19 protein-coding genes are annotated in these 22,534 nt (G+C 46.3%); 4 read left to right on the top strand and 15 right to left on the bottom strand.

The genetic code is table 11. The annotated features are described in order from the left end of the window. Nucleotides 1-3,555, top strand: coding sequence for a transcription-repair coupling factor (mfd, locus tag ICN15_RS08275; protein WP_216202231.1), 3,555 nt, complete (start codon nt 1-3; stop codon nt 3,553-3,555). 13 nt (nt 3,556-3,568) lie between these two features. Then, complete coding sequence (serB, locus tag ICN15_RS08270; RefSeq protein ID WP_216202230.1) at nt 3,569-4,462, top strand: phosphoserine phosphatase SerB; 894 nt, start codon at nt 3,569-3,571, stop codon at nt 4,460-4,462. A 7-nt stretch (nt 4,463-4,469) separates the two neighbouring features. Here serB and ICN15_RS08265 read toward each other — a convergent pair whose 3' ends face one another. From ICN15_RS08265 to ICN15_RS08235, 7 genes are all read right to left on the bottom strand, one after another. After that, nucleotides 4,470-5,654 (bottom strand): acetyl-CoA C-acyltransferase family protein, encoded by a 1,185-nt coding sequence (locus ICN15_RS08265; RefSeq protein ID WP_216202229.1) that lies wholly within the window; start codon nt 5,652-5,654, stop codon nt 4,470-4,472. Nucleotides 5,655-5,734: 80 nt separating this feature from the next. Continuing rightward, nucleotides 5,735-7,093: a 30S ribosomal protein S12 methylthiotransferase RimO gene (gene rimO, locus ICN15_RS08260; RefSeq protein WP_216202228.1), complete on the bottom strand. Its 1,359-nt coding sequence runs from the start codon at nt 7,091-7,093 to the stop codon at nt 5,735-5,737. Nucleotides 7,094-7,095: 2 nt separating this feature from the next. Continuing rightward, entirely contained in the window at nt 7,096-7,656 is a 561-nt protein-coding gene (gene phaR, locus ICN15_RS08255; protein WP_216202227.1) for a polyhydroxyalkanoate synthesis repressor PhaR, read from the bottom strand. Between the two features lie 115 nt (nt 7,657-7,771). Beyond that, nucleotides 7,772-8,512 carry a 3-ketoacyl-ACP reductase gene (locus ICN15_RS08250; protein WP_216202226.1) on the bottom strand — a complete coding sequence of 247 codons (741 nt, stop codon included), beginning with the start codon at nt 8,510-8,512 and terminating at the stop codon, nt 7,772-7,774. Between the two features lie 21 nt (nt 8,513-8,533). After that, nucleotides 8,534-10,168, bottom strand: coding sequence for a class I poly(R)-hydroxyalkanoic acid synthase (gene phaC / locus ICN15_RS08245; RefSeq protein WP_216202225.1), 1,635 nt, complete (start codon nt 10,166-10,168; stop codon nt 8,534-8,536). Nucleotides 10,169-10,271: 103 nt separating this feature from the next. Next, a complete protein-coding gene (gene pgeF, locus ICN15_RS08240; RefSeq protein WP_216862825.1) occupies nt 10,272-11,051 on the bottom strand; it encodes a peptidoglycan editing factor PgeF in 780 nt (259 codons plus the stop codon). Continuing rightward, nucleotides 11,044-12,087: an RluA family pseudouridine synthase gene (locus ICN15_RS08235; protein WP_216202224.1), complete on the bottom strand. Its 1,044-nt coding sequence runs from the start codon at nt 12,085-12,087 to the stop codon at nt 11,044-11,046. The genes pgeF and ICN15_RS08235 overlap by 8 nt, the downstream gene beginning before the upstream one ends. Between ICN15_RS08235 and ICN15_RS08230 the strand changes: the two genes are divergently transcribed. After that, the gene (locus ICN15_RS08230; RefSeq protein ID WP_216862824.1) at nt 12,081-12,980 is read left to right on the top strand and encodes an outer membrane protein assembly factor BamD; all 900 of its coding nucleotides are present in this window, start codon (nt 12,081-12,083) and stop codon (nt 12,978-12,980) included. The genes ICN15_RS08235 and ICN15_RS08230 overlap by 7 nt on opposite strands. 62 nt (nt 12,981-13,042) lie before the next feature. On the opposite strand, the gene alr is transcribed toward ICN15_RS08230, so the two are convergent. Continuing rightward, entirely contained in the window at nt 13,043-14,146 is a 1,104-nt protein-coding gene (gene alr, locus ICN15_RS08225) for an alanine racemase (protein WP_216202388.1), read from the bottom strand. 74 nt (nt 14,147-14,220) lie between these two features. Between alr and lplT the strand changes: the two genes are divergently transcribed. Next, complete coding sequence (lplT, locus tag ICN15_RS08220) at nt 14,221-15,540, top strand: lysophospholipid transporter LplT (protein ID WP_216202223.1); 1,320 nt, start codon at nt 14,221-14,223, stop codon at nt 15,538-15,540. An 11-nt stretch (nt 15,541-15,551) separates the two neighbouring features. Here lplT and ICN15_RS08215 read toward each other — a convergent pair whose 3' ends face one another. From ICN15_RS08215 to meaB, 7 genes are read right to left on the bottom strand one after another with little or no spacing between them, the layout of a single operon-like run. Continuing rightward, the gene (locus tag ICN15_RS08215) at nt 15,552-16,106 is read right to left on the bottom strand and encodes a hypothetical protein (RefSeq protein ID WP_216202222.1); all 555 of its coding nucleotides are present in this window, start codon (nt 16,104-16,106) and stop codon (nt 15,552-15,554) included. After that, on the bottom strand, nt 16,103-16,660 hold the full coding sequence (locus tag ICN15_RS08210) for a GNAT family N-acetyltransferase (protein ID WP_216202221.1): 558 nt from the start codon (nt 16,658-16,660) through the stop codon (nt 16,103-16,105). Before ICN15_RS08210 ends, ICN15_RS08215 begins: the two co-directional genes overlap by 4 nt. Then, nucleotides 16,653-17,375, bottom strand: coding sequence for a tRNA (adenosine(37)-N6)-threonylcarbamoyltransferase complex dimerization subunit type 1 TsaB (tsaB, locus tag ICN15_RS08205; protein WP_216202220.1), 723 nt, complete (start codon nt 17,373-17,375; stop codon nt 16,653-16,655). Before tsaB ends, ICN15_RS08210 begins: the two co-directional genes overlap by 8 nt. A 30-nt stretch (nt 17,376-17,405) precedes the next feature. Further along, nucleotides 17,406-17,870, bottom strand: coding sequence for a VOC family protein (locus tag ICN15_RS08200; protein WP_216202219.1), 465 nt, complete (start codon nt 17,868-17,870; stop codon nt 17,406-17,408). 11 nt (nt 17,871-17,881) lie between these two features. Continuing rightward, complete coding sequence (gene accC, locus ICN15_RS08195; protein WP_216202387.1) at nt 17,882-19,915, bottom strand: acetyl-CoA carboxylase biotin carboxylase subunit; 2,034 nt, start codon at nt 19,913-19,915, stop codon at nt 17,882-17,884. Nucleotides 19,916-19,941: 26 nt separating this feature from the next. Then, nucleotides 19,942-21,474, bottom strand: coding sequence for an acyl-CoA carboxylase subunit beta (locus ICN15_RS08190; RefSeq protein WP_216202218.1), 1,533 nt, complete (start codon nt 21,472-21,474; stop codon nt 19,942-19,944). Between the two features lie 9 nt (nt 21,475-21,483). Next, nucleotides 21,484-22,509, bottom strand: coding sequence for a methylmalonyl Co-A mutase-associated GTPase MeaB (gene meaB, locus ICN15_RS08185; RefSeq protein ID WP_216202217.1), 1,026 nt, complete (start codon nt 22,507-22,509; stop codon nt 21,484-21,486). Between the last annotated feature and the right edge of the window lie 25 nt (nt 22,510-22,534).

Here is a 22,534-nt window from a genome sequence, read left to right as displayed (position 1 = left end):
ATGTCTGATGCATTAAAACTAGCACCCCCCTTACCTGCACCGCGGGCTGGGCAGCGCTTTACCTTTTCAGGCCTTGTAGGCTCTGCAGATGCCGCTTTAATAGCTCAATCTGCTCTTCGCTACCGCTCTGATTTTTCAGTGATGGTCATTTTTTGCGCTCAAGCACAAGAAGCGCAGCGCCTTTTAGAAGAAATTCCGGCTTTTGCACCCCAACTCAAAACACGCTTGTTGCCTGATTGGGAGATTTTGCCGTATGACCATTTTTCCCCACACCAGGACTTAGTCTCCGAACGCTTGGCAACCCTCTATGAGTTGCTGAATGGGAGTTGCGATATTGTGTTGGTGCCGATTACTACCGCACTGCAAAAGCTGGGACCACCAAACTTTCTGTCAGGCCATACCTTTTTCTTCAGGCAAGGCGATAAGCTCAATGAGCTAGCGCTGAAGCTTCAGCTTCAGCAAGCTGGTTACGACCCCGTGAGCGCAGTCATCCGCCTGGGTGAATACAGTATTCGAGGTGGGTTGATCGATCTATTTCCTATGGGCTCAAGTCTGCCTTATCGCCTTGATCTCTTTGGTGATGAGATTGAACAAATCAGAGCATTCGATCCAGATACCCAACGAAGCCTTTATCCCGTAAAAGAAGTTCGCCTGTTACCCGGTCATGAGTTTCCTTTCGATGATGCTTCACGCACCGCCTTTCGTGGTCGCTGGCGCGAAGTGTTTGAGGGTGATCCAACCCGTTGCTCTATTTATAAGGATGCCAATCTAGGAATTCCGAGCGCTGGTATTGAATCGTATCTCCCTCTCTTTTTTGAGGAGACTTCAAGCGTATTTGATTATTTCCCGCGGACAGGTGATCCTGTTTGGCTTGTCAGCATTGGGGATATGGATGAATCCATTAAGAGTTTTTGGAAAGATACGCTGTCAAGATACGAATTCTTAAAGCATGATCTTGATAGACCGATTCTTGCACCATCTGAATTATTTCTCGATGTTGATCAATTCTTCACTGCGGCCAAACCCTTTGCTCGTTTAGCATTAGATAAAGAAGCAAATCAGGATACAAAAGAAGCGCCTCAATTTTTAGCGGTTCCAGACCTAGCCGTACATCGACGCGATACCGATCCAATCAATCGGCTCAGAACACTAGTTTCTCAGGAAAAAGTTCGGATACTGATTTGCAGTGACACTAACGGCCGTAAAGAATCTATTCGTCAACTTTTTGAAGAAAGTAATTCGGTTGCAGGTCAGAATGGGACATTACTTTATCCCCTTAAGCCTGAAGCTTTTGAAGGTGTTTCCGACTTTATTCGAAGTGATGCTCTTTTTGGCCTGGTTACCGCCCAACTGTTCAATGGCTTTACTTGGCCAGCTGAAAACCTGATCATCGTTACTGAGGCTGAACTCTTTACTTCAACAGCACGTCAACGACGTAAGGGCAAGGAGAGTGAAAGCGCCGATCCGGATACGATGTTCAAGGATTTATCTGAACTCAAAATTGGCGATCCAGTGGTGCATTCAGATCATGGCATTGGGCGCTATCAAGGTCTAGTGCTGCTGAATTTAGCTCCACCGAAAGAAGCGCCTATTTTTGAAGAGTTCTTGCATTTAGTCTACGCAAAAGAGGCAACGCTTTACGTGCCTGTTCAGCAATTGCAAATGGTGACACGCTATGCGGGCTCTGATCCTGACAGTGCCCCATTGCATCAACTAGGCTCTGGGCAGTGGGATAAAGCAAAACGCAAGGCTGCACAACAAATCCGAGATACGGCTGCTGAACTCTTAAATCTGTATGCTGCTAGAGCCATTCGTAAGGGCCATGCTTTTGAATTCTCGGCACATGATTACGCCGCATTTGCTGAGAGCTTTGGCTTTGAAGAAACACCAGATCAAGCTAATGCCATCGCTGCTGTGATTGGCGATATGACCAGTGGCACGCCAATGGATCGCCTAGTTTGTGGAGATGTGGGCTTTGGTAAGACCGAGGTCGCTCTGCGTGCTAGCTTTGTAGCTGTGATGGGTGGCAAGCAAGTAGCTATTCTGGCTCCAACTACCCTGCTTGCAGAACAACATGTCGCCACTTGGAAAGATCGCTTCGCTGACTGGCCTGTAAGGATTGTGGAGCTCTCGCGCTTTAAAACCACCAAAGAAATTAATGCGGCACTCGAGGCAATTGCCAAAGGAGATGCGGACATCATTATCGGTACCCATAAATTACTATCCAAAGAAACCCAGTTTTCCAACTTGGGTTTAGTGATTGTGGATGAAGAACATCGTTTTGGTGTGCGTCAAAAAGATGCTCTAAAGGCATTGCGTGCCGAGGTAGATATTCTGACCTTGACCGCTACGCCGATTCCAAGAACTCTGGGGATGGCCATGGAAGGGCTTCGTGAATTCTCGATCATCGCTACTGCGCCCCAAAAACGCTTAGCGATTAAAACATTTGTGCGTCGAGAAGGCGATGGCGTCATTCGCGAAGCTGTTTTACGAGAAATTAAGCGCGGCGGCCAAGTCTATTTTCTACATAACGAAGTCGATACTATTCAGAATCGTAAGCATGCATTACAAGAACTTATTCCTGAAGCCAGCATTAGTGTTGCGCATGGGCAAATGCATGAACGTGAACTAGAGTCGGTCATGCGTGAGTTTGTTACACAACGCACCAATATCTTGTTATGCACCACCATTATTGAAACGGGAATTGATGTCCCCACAGCTAATACCATCATCATGCATCGTGCTGATAAGTTTGGTTTAGCGCAACTACATCAATTGCGGGGTCGTGTGGGCCGCTCACATCACCAAGCTTACGCTTACCTGCTCGTTCCAGATCCAGAAGCTCTCAGCAAGCAAGCACAACTGCGTTTAAATGCGATTCAAGCGATGGAAGAGTTGGGCTCTGGCTTCTATCTAGCAATGCATGATTTAGAAATTCGCGGAGCTGGTGAGGTTCTAGGCGATAAACAGTCCGGCGAGATTAATGAAATTGGTTTTCAGCTTTATACCGAGATGCTCAACCGAGCCGTCAAGTCTTTGAAAAGCGGAAAAGAACCTGATCTCTTGTCTCCCCTTCAGGCAACTACCGACGTCAATCTTGGCGTACCTGCTTTACTCCCAAGCGATTACTGTCCAGATGTCCATGAGCGACTCTCTATGTACAAACGTTTCGCTGGGACAGCAGATTTTTCAGAGTTGATGGGCTTAAGAGAAGAATTAGTTGACCGCTATGGCGATCTACCAGATCAGGCGAAGTCTCTTTATGAGACCCATCGACTACGCCTAGAGATGGCTAGCTTTGGCATTAAAAAAATTGATGCCTCACCTGCTGCCATTCAAATTCAGTTCATCCCCAATCCACCGATTGATCCTATGAAAATCATTCAATTGATTCAATCTTCAAAGTATATCCAGCTCAATGGGCAGGATAAATTGAAGATTCTCCCCCAAAAAGTGAGCGATTTTGAGAAACTGGAGCAACGCCTAGACCAGATCCGCAAGATACTGAGAAGTCTTAATGAATCAGCCATGCTCAATACAGTTCAAGTAAATTAATTATCTGCCGTCTATGTCTAGCCAACTGACTCTCATAGCGCTTGCAAATGCGCCTATTCCTGCGGAGTTCAATACTACTTTGCTTAAACATGCAAAAGTTCTGGGGGTTGATATTGCTAGTGATAAGCAACTACTGCCCCACTCGAAATACTTCACCTCCCGCTGGACTATTGCTCAGGACCTTATGCCGGAAGCACGCATGGTGATGCGCGATATCGCTGCTGGATATCAAGCTGATTTAGCTTTTTTATCTCCGGGATTTAAACCTGAAAAGATTCGAGTGCTAGCCATGGATATGGACTCCACTCTGATTAATATTGAGTGTATTGATGAAATCGCCGACTTTACTGGGAAGAAAGCCGCTGTTGCTGAAATAACTGAAGCAACCATGCGGGGTGAGATTCGTGACTTTAAAGAAAGTTTACGCAGACGTGTTGCCCTTTTAGCCGGTGTAAATGCTGATGTGCTGGAATCAGTCTATCGTGAACGCTTACGCCCAAACCCTGGCGCGTTTGAATTACTCGCTGGAGCAAAAGAGCGAGGACTTTATACGCTACTGGTTTCTGGCGGCTTTACTTTCTTTACAGAGAAACTACAACGAGATCTAGGATTTCAGCAAACGCAAGCCAACACTTTAGAAATCATTGACGGGAAACTCACTGGCAAAGTAATTGGAAAAATTGTGGATGGCGCTGCGAAGGCTGCTTACCTCGATGAAGCTTGCAATCTGCTTAATTGCGACAAGAAAAACGCCATCACGATGGGTGACGGATCCAATGACTTACCCATGATGACTGGCTCTGGCATCAGCATTGCCTATAAAGCAAAGCCTATCGTTAAAGAAAAAGCCGACGTGGCTTTTGACCAAGTCGGCTTAGATGCGGCCTTACTGCTAATTGCTAAATAAACGCCTCTTATAGACGCTCGAAAATAGTAGCGATACCTTGCCCGCCTCCAATACACATGGTAACCAAAGCATATTTACCCTGAACCCGATGTAGCTCATGAATCGCCTTAGTAGCAATAGCTGCACCAGAGCAACCAATTGGATGGCCCAAAGCAATAGCACCACCGTTCACATTGGTCTTCGCTGGATCTAAACCTAAACCTTTGGTTACTGCCAATGCTTGAGCAGCAAACGCTTCATTCGATTCAATGACATCGATTTGATCTAATTTAAGACCAGCACGCTCTAAGGCAATCTTCGTCGCCGGAATAGGACCTTCACCCATGATGTGATTCGGTACGCCAGCAATCGCATAAGACACTAAGCGTGCAATCGGCTTATGCCCTGCTTTCTTAGCGGCTTCTGCTTCTGCCAATACAAAGAATGCAGCGCCATCATTAATGCCTGAAGAATTACCTGCAGTCACACTACCACCCTCTTTTTTGAAGACGGCCTTCATCTTCCCTAAAGTTTCCATGGTAGTTTCAGGCTTGCAATGCTCATCTGTATCGAATACGACATCACCTTTGCGAGATTTGATGGTAATAGGGACGATTTGCGACTTAAAACGGCCTTCTTTAATTGCGTGGGCTGCACGACGATGTGACTCCACTGCAAAAGCGTCTTGCTCTTCACGTGTCAGCTTCCATTTTTCAACCAAGTTCTCAGCAGTCACACCCATGTGACCAACACCAAATGGATCAGTTAAAACTGAAACCATCAGGTCAATCATTTTGGTATCGCCCATACGAGCGCCACTGCGCATGGCTGGTGAGCCATACATGCCACGTGACATGACTTCAACACCGCCACCAACGCCATAATCACAATCGCCCAACATGATGGCTTGTGCGGTTGTAACGATGGCTTGAAGACCAGAGCTGCATAAGCGGTTCAATGCCATCGCCACTGACTCCATTGGCAGGCCAGCTTGAATAGAAGCTACGCGAGCAACATAAGCGTAACGGTTATCCGTAGGAATGGTGTTACCTACCGTAACGTAATTAATGAGTGCAGGATCTACCCCAGAGCGGGCAACCGCTTCTTTCATCACAATACCGCCGAGCTCACTAGGCTCAAGGCTACTGAGAGAGCCACCAAAGCCACCAATTGCTGAACGTACAGCACTTAATACGACGACGTCACGAATCATATCCATCTCCTTAGCAATGCCTGATGAGGCAAATTAATAAACCCAAACATCGAGCATAAATTCCATTTTCATTCAAAAAGTCAGGTTTCTGCAATAAGGTCATGCCCTTGGGCGCTTATGACCGTAACCTTAATGATTTCGCCGGCGCGATATCGCTTGGACGGCTTACTTGCGGGTAAAACCCGCACTAAACCATCAATTTCAGGGGCATCGCCCGCAGTTCTTCCAATTCCACCAGATTCATCCACCCTATCAATCAGAACCTGAATGCGTTTCCCTACCTTGCTTGACAGTCGCTTGATCGAAATAGCTTCAGCCTTCGCCATAAAACGAGCCCGTCGTTCTTCTCGAATTGTTTCTGGAACCGGGTTATCTAAGGCATTAGCAGTTGCACCGTCCACTGGAGAGTATGCGAAACAGCCAGCACGATCAATATGCGCCTCATCCAGGAAATCCAGCAGGTATTGAAATTCTGCTTCAGTCTCGCCAGGGAAGCCGGCAATAAAGGTGCTGCGAATCACTAAGTCCGGGCATGCTGCACGCCAGGCCTGAATACGCTCTAAATTCTTTTCACCACTAGCAGGACGTTTCATCCGCTTAAGAACATCAGGATGTGCATGCTGCAAAGGGATATCTAAATAAGGTAACACCCCGTATCCATGCTCAGAGAATTCCGCCATCAGTGGCAAGATGTCATCTACATGGGGATAGGGATAAACATAATGGAGGCGAACCCACGCTTGATGCTCTCTGGCTATTTGATTCAAGGCATTTACTAAATCAAACATACGCGTCTTTACAGGCTTACCATCCCAAAATCCAGTGCGATATTGAATATCAACACCATACGCACTCGTATCTTGTGAAACCACCAGCAACTCTTTAACTCCCGACTCAAATAATCGCTTGGCTTCTAAAAGAACTTCTCCAATGGGTCGAGAGACTAGATCACCCCGCATACTCGGGATGATGCAGAACGTGCATCGATGATTGCAACCTTCAGATATCTTTAAATAGGCATAGTGCTTCGGAGTGAGCTTGACACCAATGGGCGGCAATAAATCCGTGAAGGGGTCATGCGGTTTAGGCAAGTGGAGATGGATAGCCTGCATGACTTCTTCAGTCGCATGTGGGCCAGTCACAGCGAGGACCTTAGGGTGGATACTCTGAATAAGATCGCTACCATCGGCATTTTTACGAGCGCCAAGACAGCCCGTCACAATGACCTTGCCATTAGCCGAGAGGGCTTCACCGATCGCGGCTAGACTTTCCTCAACAGCGGAATCAATAAAGCCGCAAGTATTCACGACAACCAGATCAGCCCCAGCATAATCCTTGGCTGTCTCGTATCCTTCAGCACTTAACTGCGTCAGAATCAACTCGGAATCTACTAATGCCTTAGGGCAGCCTAAGGAAACAAAACCTACTTTTCCGGCCACAACTATTCTTTTTCTGTCTTATTGGCTTGCGCCGGAAATGGGAAGCCACTAAATATAGTTGGGGAATTTTGGATTTGCTCTTGCATCTTCACAAACAAATCTTTACTTTGCTCCATATAGTTTCCCATCAAACCCTGCATCATTGGGTTTTGAAGGTTAAGCATTTTGGACCAGGCTTCTGGAGTACTGCCAGTACCCATGCCTTGAGTGTGATCTCCAAGTTTGTTATGGATATCAACAAAAGATTGCATGGTCTTTTCTAAATAACTACCCATCAGACCCTGCATGGAGTTTCCATAGAAGCGAATAATCTGGGAGAGCATCTGGCTTGAAAACACTGGAGCACCTCCAGCCTCTTCTTCCAAGATGATTTGCAACAAAATATTACGCGTGAGATCATCTTCAGTTTTTGCATCGACAACACTAAATGCATCGCCAGCCATCACTAAATTTTTGATATCGGCTAGGGTCACATAAGCACTAGTTTGGGTGTCATATAAACGACGATTCGGATACTTCTTAATCAAGCGGCTATCGCCGGATTTCTTGGAACGTGTAGCCATGTAATTTTCCTAAATTCAATACCGCACTGCAACATCGACATAGTTTATCTCTAGTTTGATCTAAAGGTAAACATGCCGATGGACATAACACTAAAAATAGAAGTATTTAGGCGATTTAGCCCGTATGCAGACCACCATTTAAGGAAAAATCCGCCCCGGTAGCATAACCACCATCCTCAGAGGCAATCCAGCAACAAATGGAGGCAATTTCTTCCGGGGTACCGAGGCGCTTGACTGGAATTCCAGCAACAATCTTCTCGAGTACATCTTCACGAATCGCTTTCACCATGTCAGTGCCAATGTAACCAGGGGATACGGTATTGACCGTGACTCCTTTAGAAGCCAATTCTTGAGACAAGGCCATCGTAAAGCCGTGCAAGCCTGCTTTTGCAGTGGAGTAATTGGATTGACCAAACTGGCCTTTTTGACCATTCACTGAAGAAATATTGATAATGCGCCCCCAGCCGTTATCAGCCATGCCATCGACAACCTGCTTAGTCACATTAAATAAAGAGTTGAGATTGGTATCAATCACCGCCTTCCAGGCTTCCGGCGTCATTTTTCGGAACACGCTGTCTTTGGTAATGCCAGCATTGTTTACGAGCACATCAACCCGACCCACTTCGGTTTTCACTTTTTCAAATGCAGTCACCGTACTATCCCAATCAGACACATTCCCCTCGGAAGCGATGAAGTCGAAACCTAGAGCTTTTTGTTCACCAATCCAGCGATCTTTACGTGGAGAGTTCGGACCACACCCCGCAATAACTTTGAAACCATCCTTAGCGAGCCGCTGACAAATAGCGGTACCAATGCCACCCATACCACCAGTTACATATGCAATCTTTTGAGACATATAGTTCTCCTTGTAAAAATCTTATTGAGCAGCTGCGTTTATTTTTTCTTTTACATACTTACCAGGCGCCGCTTCTAGTTTTTTGTATTTTGCATTTCCAAATATTTTGCTCGCTTTCACTTTCTTGCCACCAAATGGTACTAACCACTGAGCATAGTTAGGCCACCAACTACCTTTGATATCCTTAGCTTCAGCCAACCACGCGTCTGCAGTTTTTGCCAGCGCGTTATTTTCAAAATAGTGACGCTTATTTTTTGCCGGTGGATTAATCACACCCGCAATATGGCCGGAGGCGCCTAAAACAAATCGGCACTTCCCTTTGAGAATCTGAGTGGATTCATAGGCAGATTTCCAGGGAACAATGTGGTCATCATGGGAGGCATATATATACGCTGGAACAGTAATCTTGCCAAGATCGACTTTCTCACCACAAACGGTCAGCTTGCCTGGTTTAATGAGTTCATTTTGCAAATAGGTATGGCGTAGATACCAGCAATACATTGGGCCAGGGAGATTAGTTGAATCACCATTCCAATACAAGAGATCAAACGGTGGTGGCGAATTTCCCTTCAGATAATTCTCAACCACATAGTTCCAGACCAAATCATTTGGGCGCAAGAAAGAAAATGTATTGCCCAAATCTAGACCAGACATCATTCCGTATTTGCCGCCCTCGCCGCCAATGGTGCTCTCACGCAACTGAACCATGTTTTCATCAATAAAGACATCCAAAATACCGCTATCACTAAAGTCTAAGAGTGTGGTGAGTAAGGTCAGGCTGGCAACATGATCTTTCTTACGCGCCGCCAATACTGCCAATGCAGTAGAGGTTAAGGTACCGCCCACACAAAAACCTAGTAAATTGATTTGTTCAGTTCCACCAATATCTTTAGCTACCTCAATAGCTTTGATAACGCCCTCGCCCACATAGTCATCCCATGTTACTTTAGTCATTGCAGCATCTGGGTTTTTCCAAGAGACTAAGAACACGGTATGGCCCTGCTCCACCATATACCGAACGATGGAATTATCAGGTTGTAAATCTAAGATGTAGTACTTATTAATACATGGTGGGACCATCAAGTATGGACGCTCATAGACCTCATCAGTCAGGGGTTTATATTGAATTAACTCAAAGAGAGAATTGCGAAAGACTACTTGACCTTCAGTGGTGGCAATATTTTTACCCACTTCGAAAGCACTTTCATCCGTTTGAGAAACCTTCCCTTTTTTTAAATCGCCCAGTAAGTTCACTATCCCATTTTGAATGGATTGACCCTGAGAGCTAATAATATTTTCAAGCACTTCTGGGTTGGTAGCGATGAAGTTGGAGGGTGATAGCGCATCTATCATTTGCTCTGTCGTAAACAGAATTTTGACCTTCGTCTTTTCATCGGTTTCTACTGCTTTGGCCAATAAAAGCAAATGTTTGGAATTGAGTAAATAGGTTGCAGCAATCATCTTGCTCCAAGAAGAGTGCCAGGCCTTCCCAGAGAAGCGCCGATCTTTCACTTCAATCTCATTAGGATTGGTTACCAGATGCGCCATTTCAGTGAAATAGTCTTTTTGAATTTCTGACAACCGCTCCGGGGGGATTAATGCCATGTGTTGCGGAGCTAAAGATGGTGTGACACCGGTATTCATACCTGAAAGCATAATGATCTCGAGTAGTTATTAGACTCATTCTCCATCTATCAGGCTGCTAGGGTTATACGCACTAACCCTAGCCCTTGTGCTAACCCGGTCAATAGACTAGAGATCAGGTACTTGGAGAGATCCAAATCAAAGTGGCAAAACGCCCTGTTTTTTGATCTCGCCGGTATGAGAAAAAACGCTCTTGATCAGAGAAAGTGCAAAACTCTCCGCCATCAATATGCTTGATGCCCAAGGAGCTACAGCGGTCTTGGGCAAGAAGGTACAAATTCGCTAGATACTTACCCGCTTTTCCAACAATCGGAATGAATACTTTCGCTAAAGTAGCTTGACCCTGACTTGCAAATGCCTGCAAAACATCTTCACCAACCTCAAAGGCGGTTGGCCCGATCGCAGGACCCATCCAGGCTGAAATATCCCGTGGACTCAGACCAGGAGATAGGGCGCACATTGCATGGATGGTATTTTCTAAAACACCGCCACTTAAACCCCGCCAGCCTGCATGAGCTGCACCGATGACATCCCCGCCATGACTAGCAAACAACACGGGCATGCAATCTGCGGCCAAAACAGCCAATACCTCATTGGGGATATTGCTGACCGAGGCATCTGCTTCAAATGGTCCTGCTGCAGATAATTTTCGTGAATCTGGAGTGCTCACTGAAGTGCCATGAACTTGTTTCAACCAAATAGGATCTGACGGAATAGTTCGACTTAAGATAGTCCGATTCTTCAAGACAATTTCTGGATCATCCCCTGAATTGAGTCCAAGATTCAGGCTATCAAATGGCGGCATACTCACTCCGCCAGCCCTAGTCGTACAAAAAGCCTGGATAGACTGAGGTACAGCCCAGCTTGGTTTGATCTGCTCTATGGCGTTAATCATGGCGCTGATCATTTTTAATGGAGGCCAATAGAGCAGACTCCAAAGGGAGGTCTGACTCACTCATCCCCACCATTGGCAATAAGTCGATTAAGTCTTGAGGAGGCAATCTAAACCAAGTCATGATGTCTTGCGTGGCTGGATGCTGCAAGCTCAGGGCAAAGGCATGTAAGGCTTGTCTTTGAAAAGGCAATGATTTGGCAACGCCGGGGGTTCTTTTTCGGTATACAGGATCCCCTAGCAGAGGAAAACCCAAAGATTCCAAGTGGACCCGAATTTGATGGGTGCGCCCGGTTTCTAGGCGGCATTCCAACAAGGCAACTGGGCTATCGGAAAACAGCCCCTTGGCGAGGCGACGAAATAAGGTAGCGGCAGGCTTACCTTGGGATGATCCAGCGGCCATTTTTAACCGATCCCGCTGATCTCGTCCAACGCTAGCCAATACCTTGCCCTGAGATGGGACTTCACCCCAGACCCAAGACAAATAGCGGCGGCCTACTGTACGCTCTTGAAGTTGTCTGACAAGTGAGGTTTGAGCAATATCGGTCCGTGCAACCACCATTAATCCAGAGGTGTCTTTATCCAAGCGGTGCACAATCCCCGCTCTTGGCAACTGCTTTAGCTCTGGATATCGATATAACAGGCCATTAAGCAATGTTCCTGTCCAATTACCGGCGGCAGGATGGACGACTAAGCCAGCAGGCTTATTGATGACAATGATGGTCTCATCCTCATAAACCACGTCCAAGGGGATGTTCTCGGGTGCAAAAGCAAACTGCTCGGGCATTTCTTGAGGAAATACCTTAATACTCTCGCCGCCCCTGAGTAAATAGCGTACTTTCGTGACTTTTCCGTCCACTGTGACGGCGCCAGCCTCAACCCAAGCTTGGAGCCGGTTACGAGAATAGTCGGGTAAAGCGCCCCCAAGAAATTTATCCAAACGTTCCCCTCTCACATCCTGGGGAACCTCTAATGCTAGAAAATCCTCATCATCGATATAATCAATGGGATTCGAATCGGGAGTATGCGGCAATGCCACGCTTAAAGAGCCTTTTAGTTATATCGGACGTGATTACAGACGCCAGTTTAAGGCTTGCCGCCATTCTTGGGTTGTCTTCCAGGAAATCCCTCGCCTCTTTATTCATTGGCGCCAGCACGGCCTGCATCCTGCTTAGTGGTTGCGCTGGTAGTGATGGTCAAAAGGACGATACTGATATTTGGTCTGAGACCAAGCTGTATTCAGAGGCTACCGAGAAACTCAATGACGCTGATTACGCCAAATGCGGAAAATATTTTGATAAATTAGAAGGTCGATTCCCTTTTGGACCCTATTCACAGCAAGCGCAAATTAATGCGGCGTACTGCTATTGGAAGGCACAAGAACAAGCTCAGGCTCAAGTCGCTATCGATCGCTTTATTAAACTGCATCAAGGTAGCCCGAATTTAGATTACGGTTACTACCTCAAAGGACTGATTAGTTTTAATGATGACTTGGGTTGGCTTGGTAAATTCACAGGGCAGGATCTCAGTGAGCGTGACCCCAAAGCGGCTAAAGAGGCCTTTGAATCCTTTAAGGTTGTTGTGGAGCGTTTTCCTGATAGCAAATATGCGCCGGACTCATTGGATCGGATGCGCTACATTGTCAACTCCTTAGCCGAAGCAGACATCCTGGTGGCTCGCTTCTACTATCAACGTGGTGCTTATTTAGCCTCTGCCAATAGAGCTCAACTGGTGATACGAGATTATGATCGCGCACCTGCGGTTGAAGAAGCACTCTATCTATTGACGAAGTCTTATGAAAAGCTGGGAATGGTTGATTTAAGCAATGATTCAGCTCGCGTCTTCAAGCTCAATTTTCCTGACAGTCAGATGATGGTAACTGGTCAACGCGTTCAAAAGGAACGTCGTTGGTGGCAGTTCTGGAATCAATAAATTGACTATATTGGTTTAAGGTTGATGGGTAGCACCTGATATCGGCATACTGCCCAACTGAATTACTGCTGGATCATTACTGGCACCCGCTTTGCCAAAGCGCAAATCAGTTCATACCCAATCGTTCCGCTCATTTGAGCAACATCATCGACTGGTACTTCTCCGCCCCATAACTCCACGATACTGCCGATTTTTGCATTAGGAGCTGTGCGTAAATCGATCGTCAACATATCCATCGACACCTGCCCAACAAGAGGGCAAATTATCCCTTCACCTCCTGCTTTAGCAGCATCAACCCACACGGGCGTGCCATCTTCTGCATGACGTGGATAGCCATCAGCATAGCCACAAGCAATCACACCGATGCGCATATCCTCTGGTGCTTGATAACGTCCTCCGTATCCTACGTGATCACCCTTCTTTAATTCCTGAATATCGATAATTTCACTCCGTAGTTGCATCACCGCTTGCAGTTCAGAGCGAACGATATCCGCATGAACTCCGGTGGGCGAAACGCCATACAACATAATTCCAGGGCGAATCCAGTCACCCAGGGCATTCCGATGCCAGAGAATTGCAGCGGAATTCGCTAGAGAGCTAGGCGCCTCTAAACCTTCAGTAGCTTTCTCAAAACACTCTAGTTGCTCGCCAACCGAGGGAGAGCGATCCACTCGATCAGCATTGGCAAAATGGGTCATATGATGCAAGTGGTAACCAGCAGCATGAAGGCGATGAAAAGCAGTGCGATAAAGATCAGGCTTAAAGCCTAAGCGATTCATGCCGGAATTCAGCTTCAAAAAAAGATTAATCTGATGTTTGGAATGATGCTGATAGGACTCAAGCCATTCCACTTGTTGAGCGCAATGCACAACTAGGTCACACTTGAGTTGAACTGCCAAATCGAGCTCTGCAAGACTAAAGATCCCTTCTAAAAGCAGAATACGTCCATTCCAAGCATGGTCTCTTAGCCATTGTGCATCTGCAATATCCAGCACCGCAAAACCATCAGTAGACTCCAGCCCCTGTAGGATAGCCTCGAGGCTATGGCCATAGGCTTTAGCCTTCACAACAGACCAGATTTTGGATGCGGGGGCGAGTTCGCGAATACGGCTTAAATTATGACGAAACGCTTCAGTGTGTATAGTGGCCAAAATTGGTCTATTAATCGAGCGAATAGCTGTTGAGCCCATATGCAACCCTACTTTCATGTTTTAATGACATCAATGACTAGATTGTACGAATGAACCGTAGCTTTTATACCATTATGGCGGCGCAATTTTTTTCGTCGCTTGCGGATAATGCATTGCTGATTGCGGCAATTGCCCTCTTGGTCCAGCTTGACGCTCCGGCCTGGATGACCCCTTTACTCAAATTATTCTTCGTCATGTCTTATGTCTTGCTGGCAGCCTTTGTGGGAGCCTTTGCGGATTCCCGACCTAAGGGTAATGTCATGTTCATTACCAATACGATTAAATTTATTGGCTGCATGGTCATGCTCTTTGGTAGCCACCCTTTATTGGCTTACGCCATTGTTGGCCTTGGCGCAGCCGCATACTCCCCCGCAAAATACGGCATTCTCACTGAATTACTCCCTCCCGAAAAGCTAGTGGCTGCCAATGGTTGGATTGAGGGCTTAACCGTTGGCTCGATCATCCTCGGCACCGTCCTAGGTGGAGTATTGATTAGCAAAACGGTTTCTCAGAGTTTGCTTGGTTTTGATATGCCTATCCTAGATACTGGCATTGATACCGCTGCAGAATCCGCGATTTTGATCATTATGATGATTTACGTGTTGGCAGCCCTGATTAATTTACGCATTCCAGATACGGGTGCACGCTATGTCTCTCAAAAGACCAACCCGATCGAGCTGGTGAAAGACTTTGCGGTTTGCTTTAAAACACTCTGGGCCGATCGGCTCGGTCAGATTTCATTAGCGGTCACGACCTTGTTCTGGGGGGCCGGAGCTACCCTGCAATTCATTGTTATTAAGTGGGCTGAGGTGGCGCTGCACATGACTTTGTCACAAGGCGCCATTCTTCAAGCCATTTCGGCAGTTGGGGTCGCTGGAGGTGCTATTTGGGCAGCCTGCCGGATCCCACTCCGAAGCTCACTCAAAGTACTGCCCTGTGGAATTGCAATGGGCCTTGTTGTCTGCATCATGGCCATATATAACTCGGATATGTTACCCAGCACCACTCTCTGGACTATTGGTCGGCTTGAGATTTCACTCAATTTATTGCCAGCTTATTTCTTACTAGTGTTGGTTGGTTGGCTGGCTGGATATTTTGTAGTTCCTATGAATGCATTACTGCAACATCGCGGTCACGTTCTCATGTCTGCAGGGCACTCTATAGCCGTACAAAACTTCAATGAGAATATTTCTGTGTTGATGATGTTATCTATCTACTCTGGCTTGATCTGGCTAGATGCGCCAATTCAAGCAGTGATTATCGGCTTTGGTATTTTAGTGAGCATAGTGATGTGGCTGGTGATTCGACGCCACGCTGCAAACCAAGCTGAATATGATTCAATGCACTTGATTGGTGAACATAAGCACTAATGCTTAGGCCATCAGATGTTTTGTAATACCGACTTTGCTAGCAGAAGATCTTGCCAAAACAATGCCTTATTCTTTGGACTAGCAATCAACTGATTTAATTCAAATGTGGCAATCAGAGGTAAGTCTTCCGCCCCATCAGCATTGATAGCCAATATCGTTTCACGCAGCTCTGGCAGTCCGTCACGCTCACCCGATAACTTCTGTGCTGCAAGACCTCCGAACGCTAAGGCTACTATCGGTGATCCGTCCTGAGGCAACTGTTCTGGATTTAATTTATCAGCAGGATTTTTCCAGGACCATGCTTGTGGAGCCAAACCCAGTACGCGAATGATATTTTGGAAGAGTAACTCAGCATCACCTTGCGGTTTATTACCAAAAAACCACCAGATGCCAAAGGTATCATTTTCTAATGGCTCCGTGACTACTGCGGTTGTAGTGACTGTATTTACTTCCGGATAGCTAGTCGACTCGCTTCCAGATAGCGCTTGGGCAGGCTCCAATGTGGCATCACGTGAAGTCCACTCGGTAATACCCATCTCTTTCAGGAAGGCAGAATTTGTACTCATCCCTCAAGCTTAATCGATTTAGCAAAAACCCATGCATCCTCACGTAAGCCACTAGTAGCATCCGCTGGGTAATAGTTTTTGCGTAATCCAATCTGCTCATACTCTAAGCCTTGATAAAGCTTGATTGCGGATACATTGCTTGGCCTTACTTCTAAAATTATGCGTGGCATCCGTTGCTGTGATGCCACTCCTTCAATTGCATTCATCATCTTTGCACCAATACCTAAACGACGTAATTTAGGTGACACAGTGATATTTAAGAGGTGTAACTCATCTACCGCAGGAAATAAAATGCAATAGGCCCAAAGGATTGCAGGATCCAGATATGTGCCTTTGATAGAATCTGCTAATTGCGGCCTCACACAATAGGCCCAATGCCCCGCTGCTAATGAGTCTGAAAAATTACCTTGAGTCCATGGATGAAGATGTGAAACCGATTCAATGGCCAAGACAGCCTCTAAATCACTACTGTTCATTGGTAAAAAAGAAAGTTCAGAAACCCCCTCTATGTTTGATTGCCTTCCATCATGCACTCCATCAATGTGATTAGACATTTTTTAGACTTTGCTCTGCAGAAGTAAAGGCGACTTTATTGCGAATATATAGAGGCTCTAATGAGTGAATATCTTGCTGCAAGCCTTTATTCCACATTGTTTGTGCGCAGGCTAAAACGCCTTCAGCACTTACGCCAATATCCGGATCTAATTGCCCGCTGGAGAATGGATTTTCAATTGAAGCAAATAGTCGATCACCAAACTCAACAATGGCACTACCAGCCAGATAGTCGACATTCTGAAGGTCGACTAATTCAGGGGTTGTTAAATAAATATCGCCCAACCGTTGCGGTAATTGATTTAAAGCAAAACCATATTGAGCCCAATAGACTTCACCCATGCGTGCATCAACGGCGATAACGAAGGACTGAGACCCGGTGGTGATAAAGCTAGGTTTAGTAACTAACTGACTAGCGATGGCATCTAGACTGGCGACAGGAAGCACGGGAAGCCGGGCGGCGGTTGCCAGACCCTGAACTACAGCAATACCTAAGCGCACACCTGTGAAAGCGCCAGGCCCAATACCTACCGCGATCGCATCGAGTGAGGTGAGTTCACTAGATGTTTCAGATAATAATTCCTCAACCCAGGGTAATAACAATTGACTAGCACCAGCTGATACTTTTTGGTGGCGAGTCGATGGAGCTCGATCATTTAAAGATAAAGCAACTGAACACCATGCTGAAGAAGTATCAATGGCTAATATACGGGTCAATGAAGGATCTCCGAATGACTTATTGAAGACTCATACACTAAAGGCTGCAATAACATCTGGCGGAGCCTGAACTAACTCAATCAAGACGCCTTCACCACATAGTGGAAACGCCTCATTGCCCTTAGGGTGTATAAAGTTAACATCATGACCAGCAGCGCCTTTGCGTATGCCGCCCGGTGCAAAACGCAAACCTTGCTCAGACAACCATGTCACTGCTTTTGGTAAATCATCTACCCATAAGCCGATATGGTTCAGTGGTGTCTGGTGAACTGCGGGCTTCCTTTCAATTGCAAAGGGCTGCATCAGATCAATTTCAATCTCATGAACACCACGACCAATAGAGCAGATGTCTTCATCGACGTTTTCACGCTCAGACACAAAAGTACTTTTGTATTCAAAACCCAATAAATCAACCCAAAGCATGCGAAGGCGTTCTTTGCTTTCACCGCCAATAGCAATTTGCTGAATACCTAATATTTTGAATGGCTTATTCATTAATGGTTAAGTTATTTTGAGTTGGATTCAAAGCGGATAATGAGTTGGTCAACGGCGAGACTATCGCCTACCCTGGCAGTAATTTCAGCAACGACACCATCCTGAGCTGCTAACAAAGTATTCTCCATCTTCATCGCTTCAATCGCAGCGAGCTTCTGTCCAGCAGTGACAGCATCACCCACTTTTACCGAGATATTGGTTAAAAGTCCGGGCATTGGGGACAGCACTAATGTTGAGGTATCTGGTGGCTCTTTTACTAGCATACGACGCTGCAGCACTGCGCCCAGAGGGCTTAAAACCATACACTCATAATGCGCTCCATCTATTGTGAGAAAGTATTTAGTACCTTTACGCTCTACTTGAGCAGTAATCTGATGTTTGCGATTGATGGTTGCATACAAGCAAAGCTGGCCTGGACGCCAACTACTGACGATGTCATAACGACTATCGCCCTCCTCTTCAATATAGACAGAATAAACGCCATCCTTCAGCTCAACCCGAGCTGGAATTTCTTGAACTGGGTCATTTGAACCAACACGAGCGCCAGTAACGATGATGAATTTCTTTGTAATCGTCATCTCATGGCCAGCCAATTGACCATCAATCATCTGAATATGTTCAAGATAGCGATACCGCATAAATGCAGCGAGTGCTGCTAAACGTTTTGGCTCAGCAGGCTGTACTGAATCTTTCTTAAAGCCATCTGGATATTCTTCAGCAATAAATCCTGTAGTGAAATCACCAGAGACAAAACGGGGATGATGCAATAAAGCAGCCTGAAAAGGTATATTCGAATGAATGCCGCGAATCACGAAATCATTGAGTGCGGCACGCATCTTTTCAATGGCCTCAGTACGATCCTTACCATGCACGATCAACTTAGCGATCATGGAGTCATAGTGAATCGGAATTTCACCCCCTTCATAGACGCCGGTATCTACACGCACGCTATCTTGCTCTGCTGGTGGGCGGTACTTCACTAAACGACCCGTTGATGGCAAGAAGTTGCGAAATGGATCATCCGCATTAATACGGCACTCAATCGACCAACCATACAGCTTGATATCTTCTTGTTTAAATGTCAGCTTCTCACCAGCGGCAACACGAATCATCTGCTCAACTAGATCCAGGCCAGTAATACCTTCGGTAACTGGGTGCTCTACTTGTAAGCGAGTATTCATCTCTAGGAAGTAAAAGGATTTATCTTTACCGACTACAAACTCTACGGTGCCCGCTGACTGATAGTTGACGGCTTTTGCTAAAGCAACAGCCTGCTCACCCATCGCCTTACGCGTTGCAGGATCGATAAATGGCGATGGCGCCTCTTCAATGACCTTTTGATGTCTACGTTGTATGGAGCAATCACGCTCGCCTAGGTAGACCACGTTGCCATGTGAGTCCCCCAGTATCTGAATCTCAATATGGCGGGGGCCCTCTACAAACTTTTCTATAAAGACACGGTCATCGCCAAAGCTATTGAGGGCTTCGGTACGGCAGGCTGTAAAACCTTCAGAAGCCTCTTGGTTGTTCATGGCCACCCGTAAGCCCTTACCACCACCCCCTGCAGAAGCCTTAATCATTACAGGGTAACCAATGCCTTGCGCAATCTTGACAGCATCTTCTGCTGTGTCAATAGCTTCATTGAAACCGGGAATGGTATTGACTTTCGCCTCTAATGCCAATTTCTTAGAGGCGATTTTATCGCCCATGGCAGCAATTGATTGATGCTTTGGGCCAATGAAGGTAATGCCCTCCTCTTCACAGCGACGGGCAAACTGCTCATTCTCGGACAAGAAACCATAGCCCGGATGCACCGCTTCTGCACCCGTGTCTTTGCAGGCCTGAATGATTTTGTCTATGAGCAAATAGGATTCACGAGATGGTGCGGGTCCAATACAAACAGCTTCATCAGCCATCTGCACATGAAGGGCCTCAGCATCTGCTTCTGAATAGACGGCAACCGTTTTGATACCCATCTTCTTGGCTGTTTTGATTACCCGACAAGCGATCTCACCACGATTGGAAATTAATATTTTCTTAAACATTTTTGTAGTCATGCTGAATTGCTGCCTTAAAGAGGGATGTTGCCATGTTTACGCGCTGGGTTTGCGAGTTCTTTATCTTTAAGCATCGCCAAAGAGCGGGAGATACGCTTACGGGTTTCATGAGGCAATATCACATCATCAATGTAGCCTCGACGACCAGCAACAAATGGGTTTGCAAACTTCGCCTTGTATTCTGCTTCGCGAGCAGCAATTTTTTCTGGATCGGCTTTCTCTTCGCGAAAGATAATCTCAACTGCTCCTTTGGGACCCATTACGGCAATTTCTGCTGAGGGCCAAGCAAAATTCACATCACCACGTAAATGCTTGGAGGCCATGACATCATAAGCACCGCCATAGGCTTTGCGGGTAATCAATGTCACCTTAGGCACGGTGCAATCAGCATAAGCGTAAAGTAATTTAGCGCCATGTTTAATAATGCCGCCGTACTCTTGTGAAGTGCCAGGCATAAATCCAGGCACATCGACCAAGGTCACCACAGGAATATTAAAGGCATCGCAAAAGCGCACAAAACGGGCTGCCTTGATTGATGCTTTAATATCCAAACACCCTGCCAATACTAAGGGCTGGTTCGCAACAATACCAATTGAGCGCCCTTCCATACGAGCAAAGCCAATCAAAATATTTTTTGCGTAATCGGGCTGCAGTTCGAAGAACTCACCGTCATCCACAACCTTCTTAATCAACTCTTTCATATCGTAGGGTTGATTGGGATTGCTAGGGACCAGTGTGTCTAAAGAGAAATCAGGCTCTTCGGTACGCATCGCCCCATGAATCATCGGTGGCTTTTCACGATTCGATAAAGGGAGATAATTGAAGAAGCGACGGAGCATCATGATGGCATCTACGTCGTTGTCAAAGGCTAAATCGCAAACCCCTGAAATAGTTGAGTGCGTAACAGCACCACCCAGCTCTTCAGCTGTTACATCCTCATGAGTCACCGTCTTCACCACTTCAGGGCCAGTGACAAACATATAGGAGCTGTCTTTCACCATAAAGATGAAGTCAGTCAAAGCAGGTGAATAAACAGCACCACCGGCCGATGGTCCCATAATTAAAGAAATTTGGGGAATGACACCAGAAGCAGTGACATTGCGCTGAAAAATTTCTGCATAGCCGCCCAAAGAGGCTACACCCTCTTGAATCCGTGCGCCACCAGAATCATTTAAACCAATCATGGGTGCGCCCACTTTTACCGCTTGATCCATAATCTTGCAAATTTTCTCAGCATGCGCTTCTGAGAGTGAGCCACCCAAGACAGTAAAGTCTTGGGAGAACACAAAAACCAGACGGCCGTTAATCATGCCGTAACCAGTCACGACGCCATCGCCCGGTACCGTTTGCTCGGCCATGCCAAAATCATGGCAACGATGCTCTACAAACATATCCCACTCTTCAAAACTGCCAGCGTCTAATAAGAGCTCAATCCGCTCCCGTGCCGTGAGTTTACCCTTAGCATGTTGAGCAGCAATCCGTTTTTGTCCGCCACCTAGCCTGGCCAATTCACGCTTTGCTTCAAGCTGTTGAATAATTTCATTCATTGCTATTCCTTAGAAAAATTCATGTCCCATTGCTTCGAGTAAACGTCTCGCAGCAACAGAGGCAGCCATGCTGCCTTGATTAACTTCAGCGTTCAATCCAGGTAGAAGCGCTTGTACTGCCGGATGATTCTCAAAGGCATTTTTAAGTCCCGCATCAATGCGATCCCACATCCAAGCGCCTGATTGTTTTTTACGGCGTAACTGCAATTGACCATTAGCGTTTTGTAGTTTTTGAAAATGCAGAATTTTTTCCCACAGCTCCGGGATGCCATTACCTTCTAGAGCACTAAGCGTCATCACCGTTGGGTGCCAAAACTCCTGGTCGTGTGAAGCATGATCGGGATTACCTTGGAAGCCCAAAAGCCTTAAAGAACTAGTAATAAATAATTGAGCACGCATGGCGGCATCAGGATCAATATCTACCTTGTTGATCACAATTAGGTCGGCAATTTCCACCACCCCTTTTTTAATAGCCTGCAGATCATCCCCGGCATTCGGCAACTGCATCAGCAAAAACATATCTGTCATACCTGCCACCGCAATTTCGCTTTGCCCAACACCAACTGTTTCAACAATGACAATGTCAAATCCTGCTGCCTCAGCTACTAACATAGATTCACGCGTCTTTTCCGCTACACCGCCTAAAGTACAAGATGATGGGCTCGGTCGAATAAATGCCTTATCTAAGACTGACAATTTCTCCATCCGGGTTTTATCACCCAAGATAGAGCCCCCAGATAAGCTGGATGACGGGTCAATTGCAAGCACTGCAACGCGATGGCCTCGCTCAATTAAATACAAACCCAGAGTTTCAATTAAGGTGGATTTACCAACACCGGGAACCCCAGAAATTCCTAAACGAAAGGATTTACCTGTTTTGGGCAATACAGTATTGAGCAGCTCATCTGCACGCTTGCGGTGATCCATCCGGGTAGATTCCAGCAAGGTAATAATCTTCGCCAAAGCCCGACGTTGCGCCAAGCAAGGTTCTCCCATTAGATCATTGACTAAAGTTTGGTCAACTGCATTTAGCATGCTGATGCGCTCTTGTTAGATATTA

Origin of the sequence: Polynucleobacter sp. CS-Odin-A6, assembly GCF_018882095.1 — a bacterium.
Classification (GTDB): domain Bacteria; phylum Pseudomonadota; class Gammaproteobacteria; order Burkholderiales; family Burkholderiaceae; genus Polynucleobacter.
The sequence above is the reverse complement of the archived record's forward strand: the minus strand, read 5'-3'. Positions and strand labels throughout refer to the sequence as shown.

Excerpts from the sequence above, each read along its gene's own strand:
- mfd (WP_216202231.1), top strand. The coding sequence starts at position 1 with ATGTCTGATGCATTAAAACTAGCACCCCCCTTACCTGCACCGCGGGCT.
- serB (WP_216202230.1), top strand. The coding sequence starts at position 3,569 with ATGTCTAGCCAACTGACTCTCATAGCGCTTGCAAATGCGCCTATTCCT.
- ICN15_RS08265 (WP_216202229.1), bottom strand. The coding sequence starts at position 5,654 with ATGATTCGTGACGTCGTCGTATTAAGTGCTGTACGTTCAGCAATTGGT.
- phaR (WP_216202227.1), bottom strand. The coding sequence starts at position 7,656 with ATGGCTACACGTTCCAAGAAATCCGGCGATAGCCGCTTGATTAAGAAG.
- ICN15_RS08250 (WP_216202226.1), bottom strand. The coding sequence starts at position 8,512 with ATGTCTCAAAAGATTGCATATGTAACTGGTGGTATGGGTGGCATTGGT.
- phaC (WP_216202225.1), bottom strand. The coding sequence starts at position 10,168 with ATGCTTTCAGGTATGAATACCGGTGTCACACCATCTTTAGCTCCGCAA.
- pgeF (WP_216862825.1), bottom strand. The coding sequence starts at position 11,051 with ATGATTAACGCCATAGAGCAGATCAAACCAAGCTGGGCTGTACCTCAG.
- ICN15_RS08230 (WP_216862824.1), top strand. The coding sequence starts at position 12,081 with ATGCCACGCTTAAAGAGCCTTTTAGTTATATCGGACGTGATTACAGAC.
- lplT (WP_216202223.1), top strand. The coding sequence starts at position 14,221 with ATGAACCGTAGCTTTTATACCATTATGGCGGCGCAATTTTTTTCGTCG.
- ICN15_RS08215 (WP_216202222.1), bottom strand. The coding sequence starts at position 16,106 with ATGAGTACAAATTCTGCCTTCCTGAAAGAGATGGGTATTACCGAGTGG.
- ICN15_RS08210 (WP_216202221.1), bottom strand. The coding sequence starts at position 16,660 with ATGTCTAATCACATTGATGGAGTGCATGATGGAAGGCAATCAAACATA.
- ICN15_RS08200 (WP_216202219.1), bottom strand. The coding sequence starts at position 17,870 with ATGAATAAGCCATTCAAAATATTAGGTATTCAGCAAATTGCTATTGGC.
- accC (WP_216202387.1), bottom strand. The coding sequence starts at position 19,915 with ATGTTTAAGAAAATATTAATTTCCAATCGTGGTGAGATCGCTTGTCGG.
- ICN15_RS08190 (WP_216202218.1), bottom strand. The coding sequence starts at position 21,474 with ATGAATGAAATTATTCAACAGCTTGAAGCAAAGCGTGAATTGGCCAGG.
- meaB (WP_216202217.1), bottom strand. The coding sequence starts at position 22,509 with ATGCTAAATGCAGTTGACCAAACTTTAGTCAATGATCTAATGGGAGAA.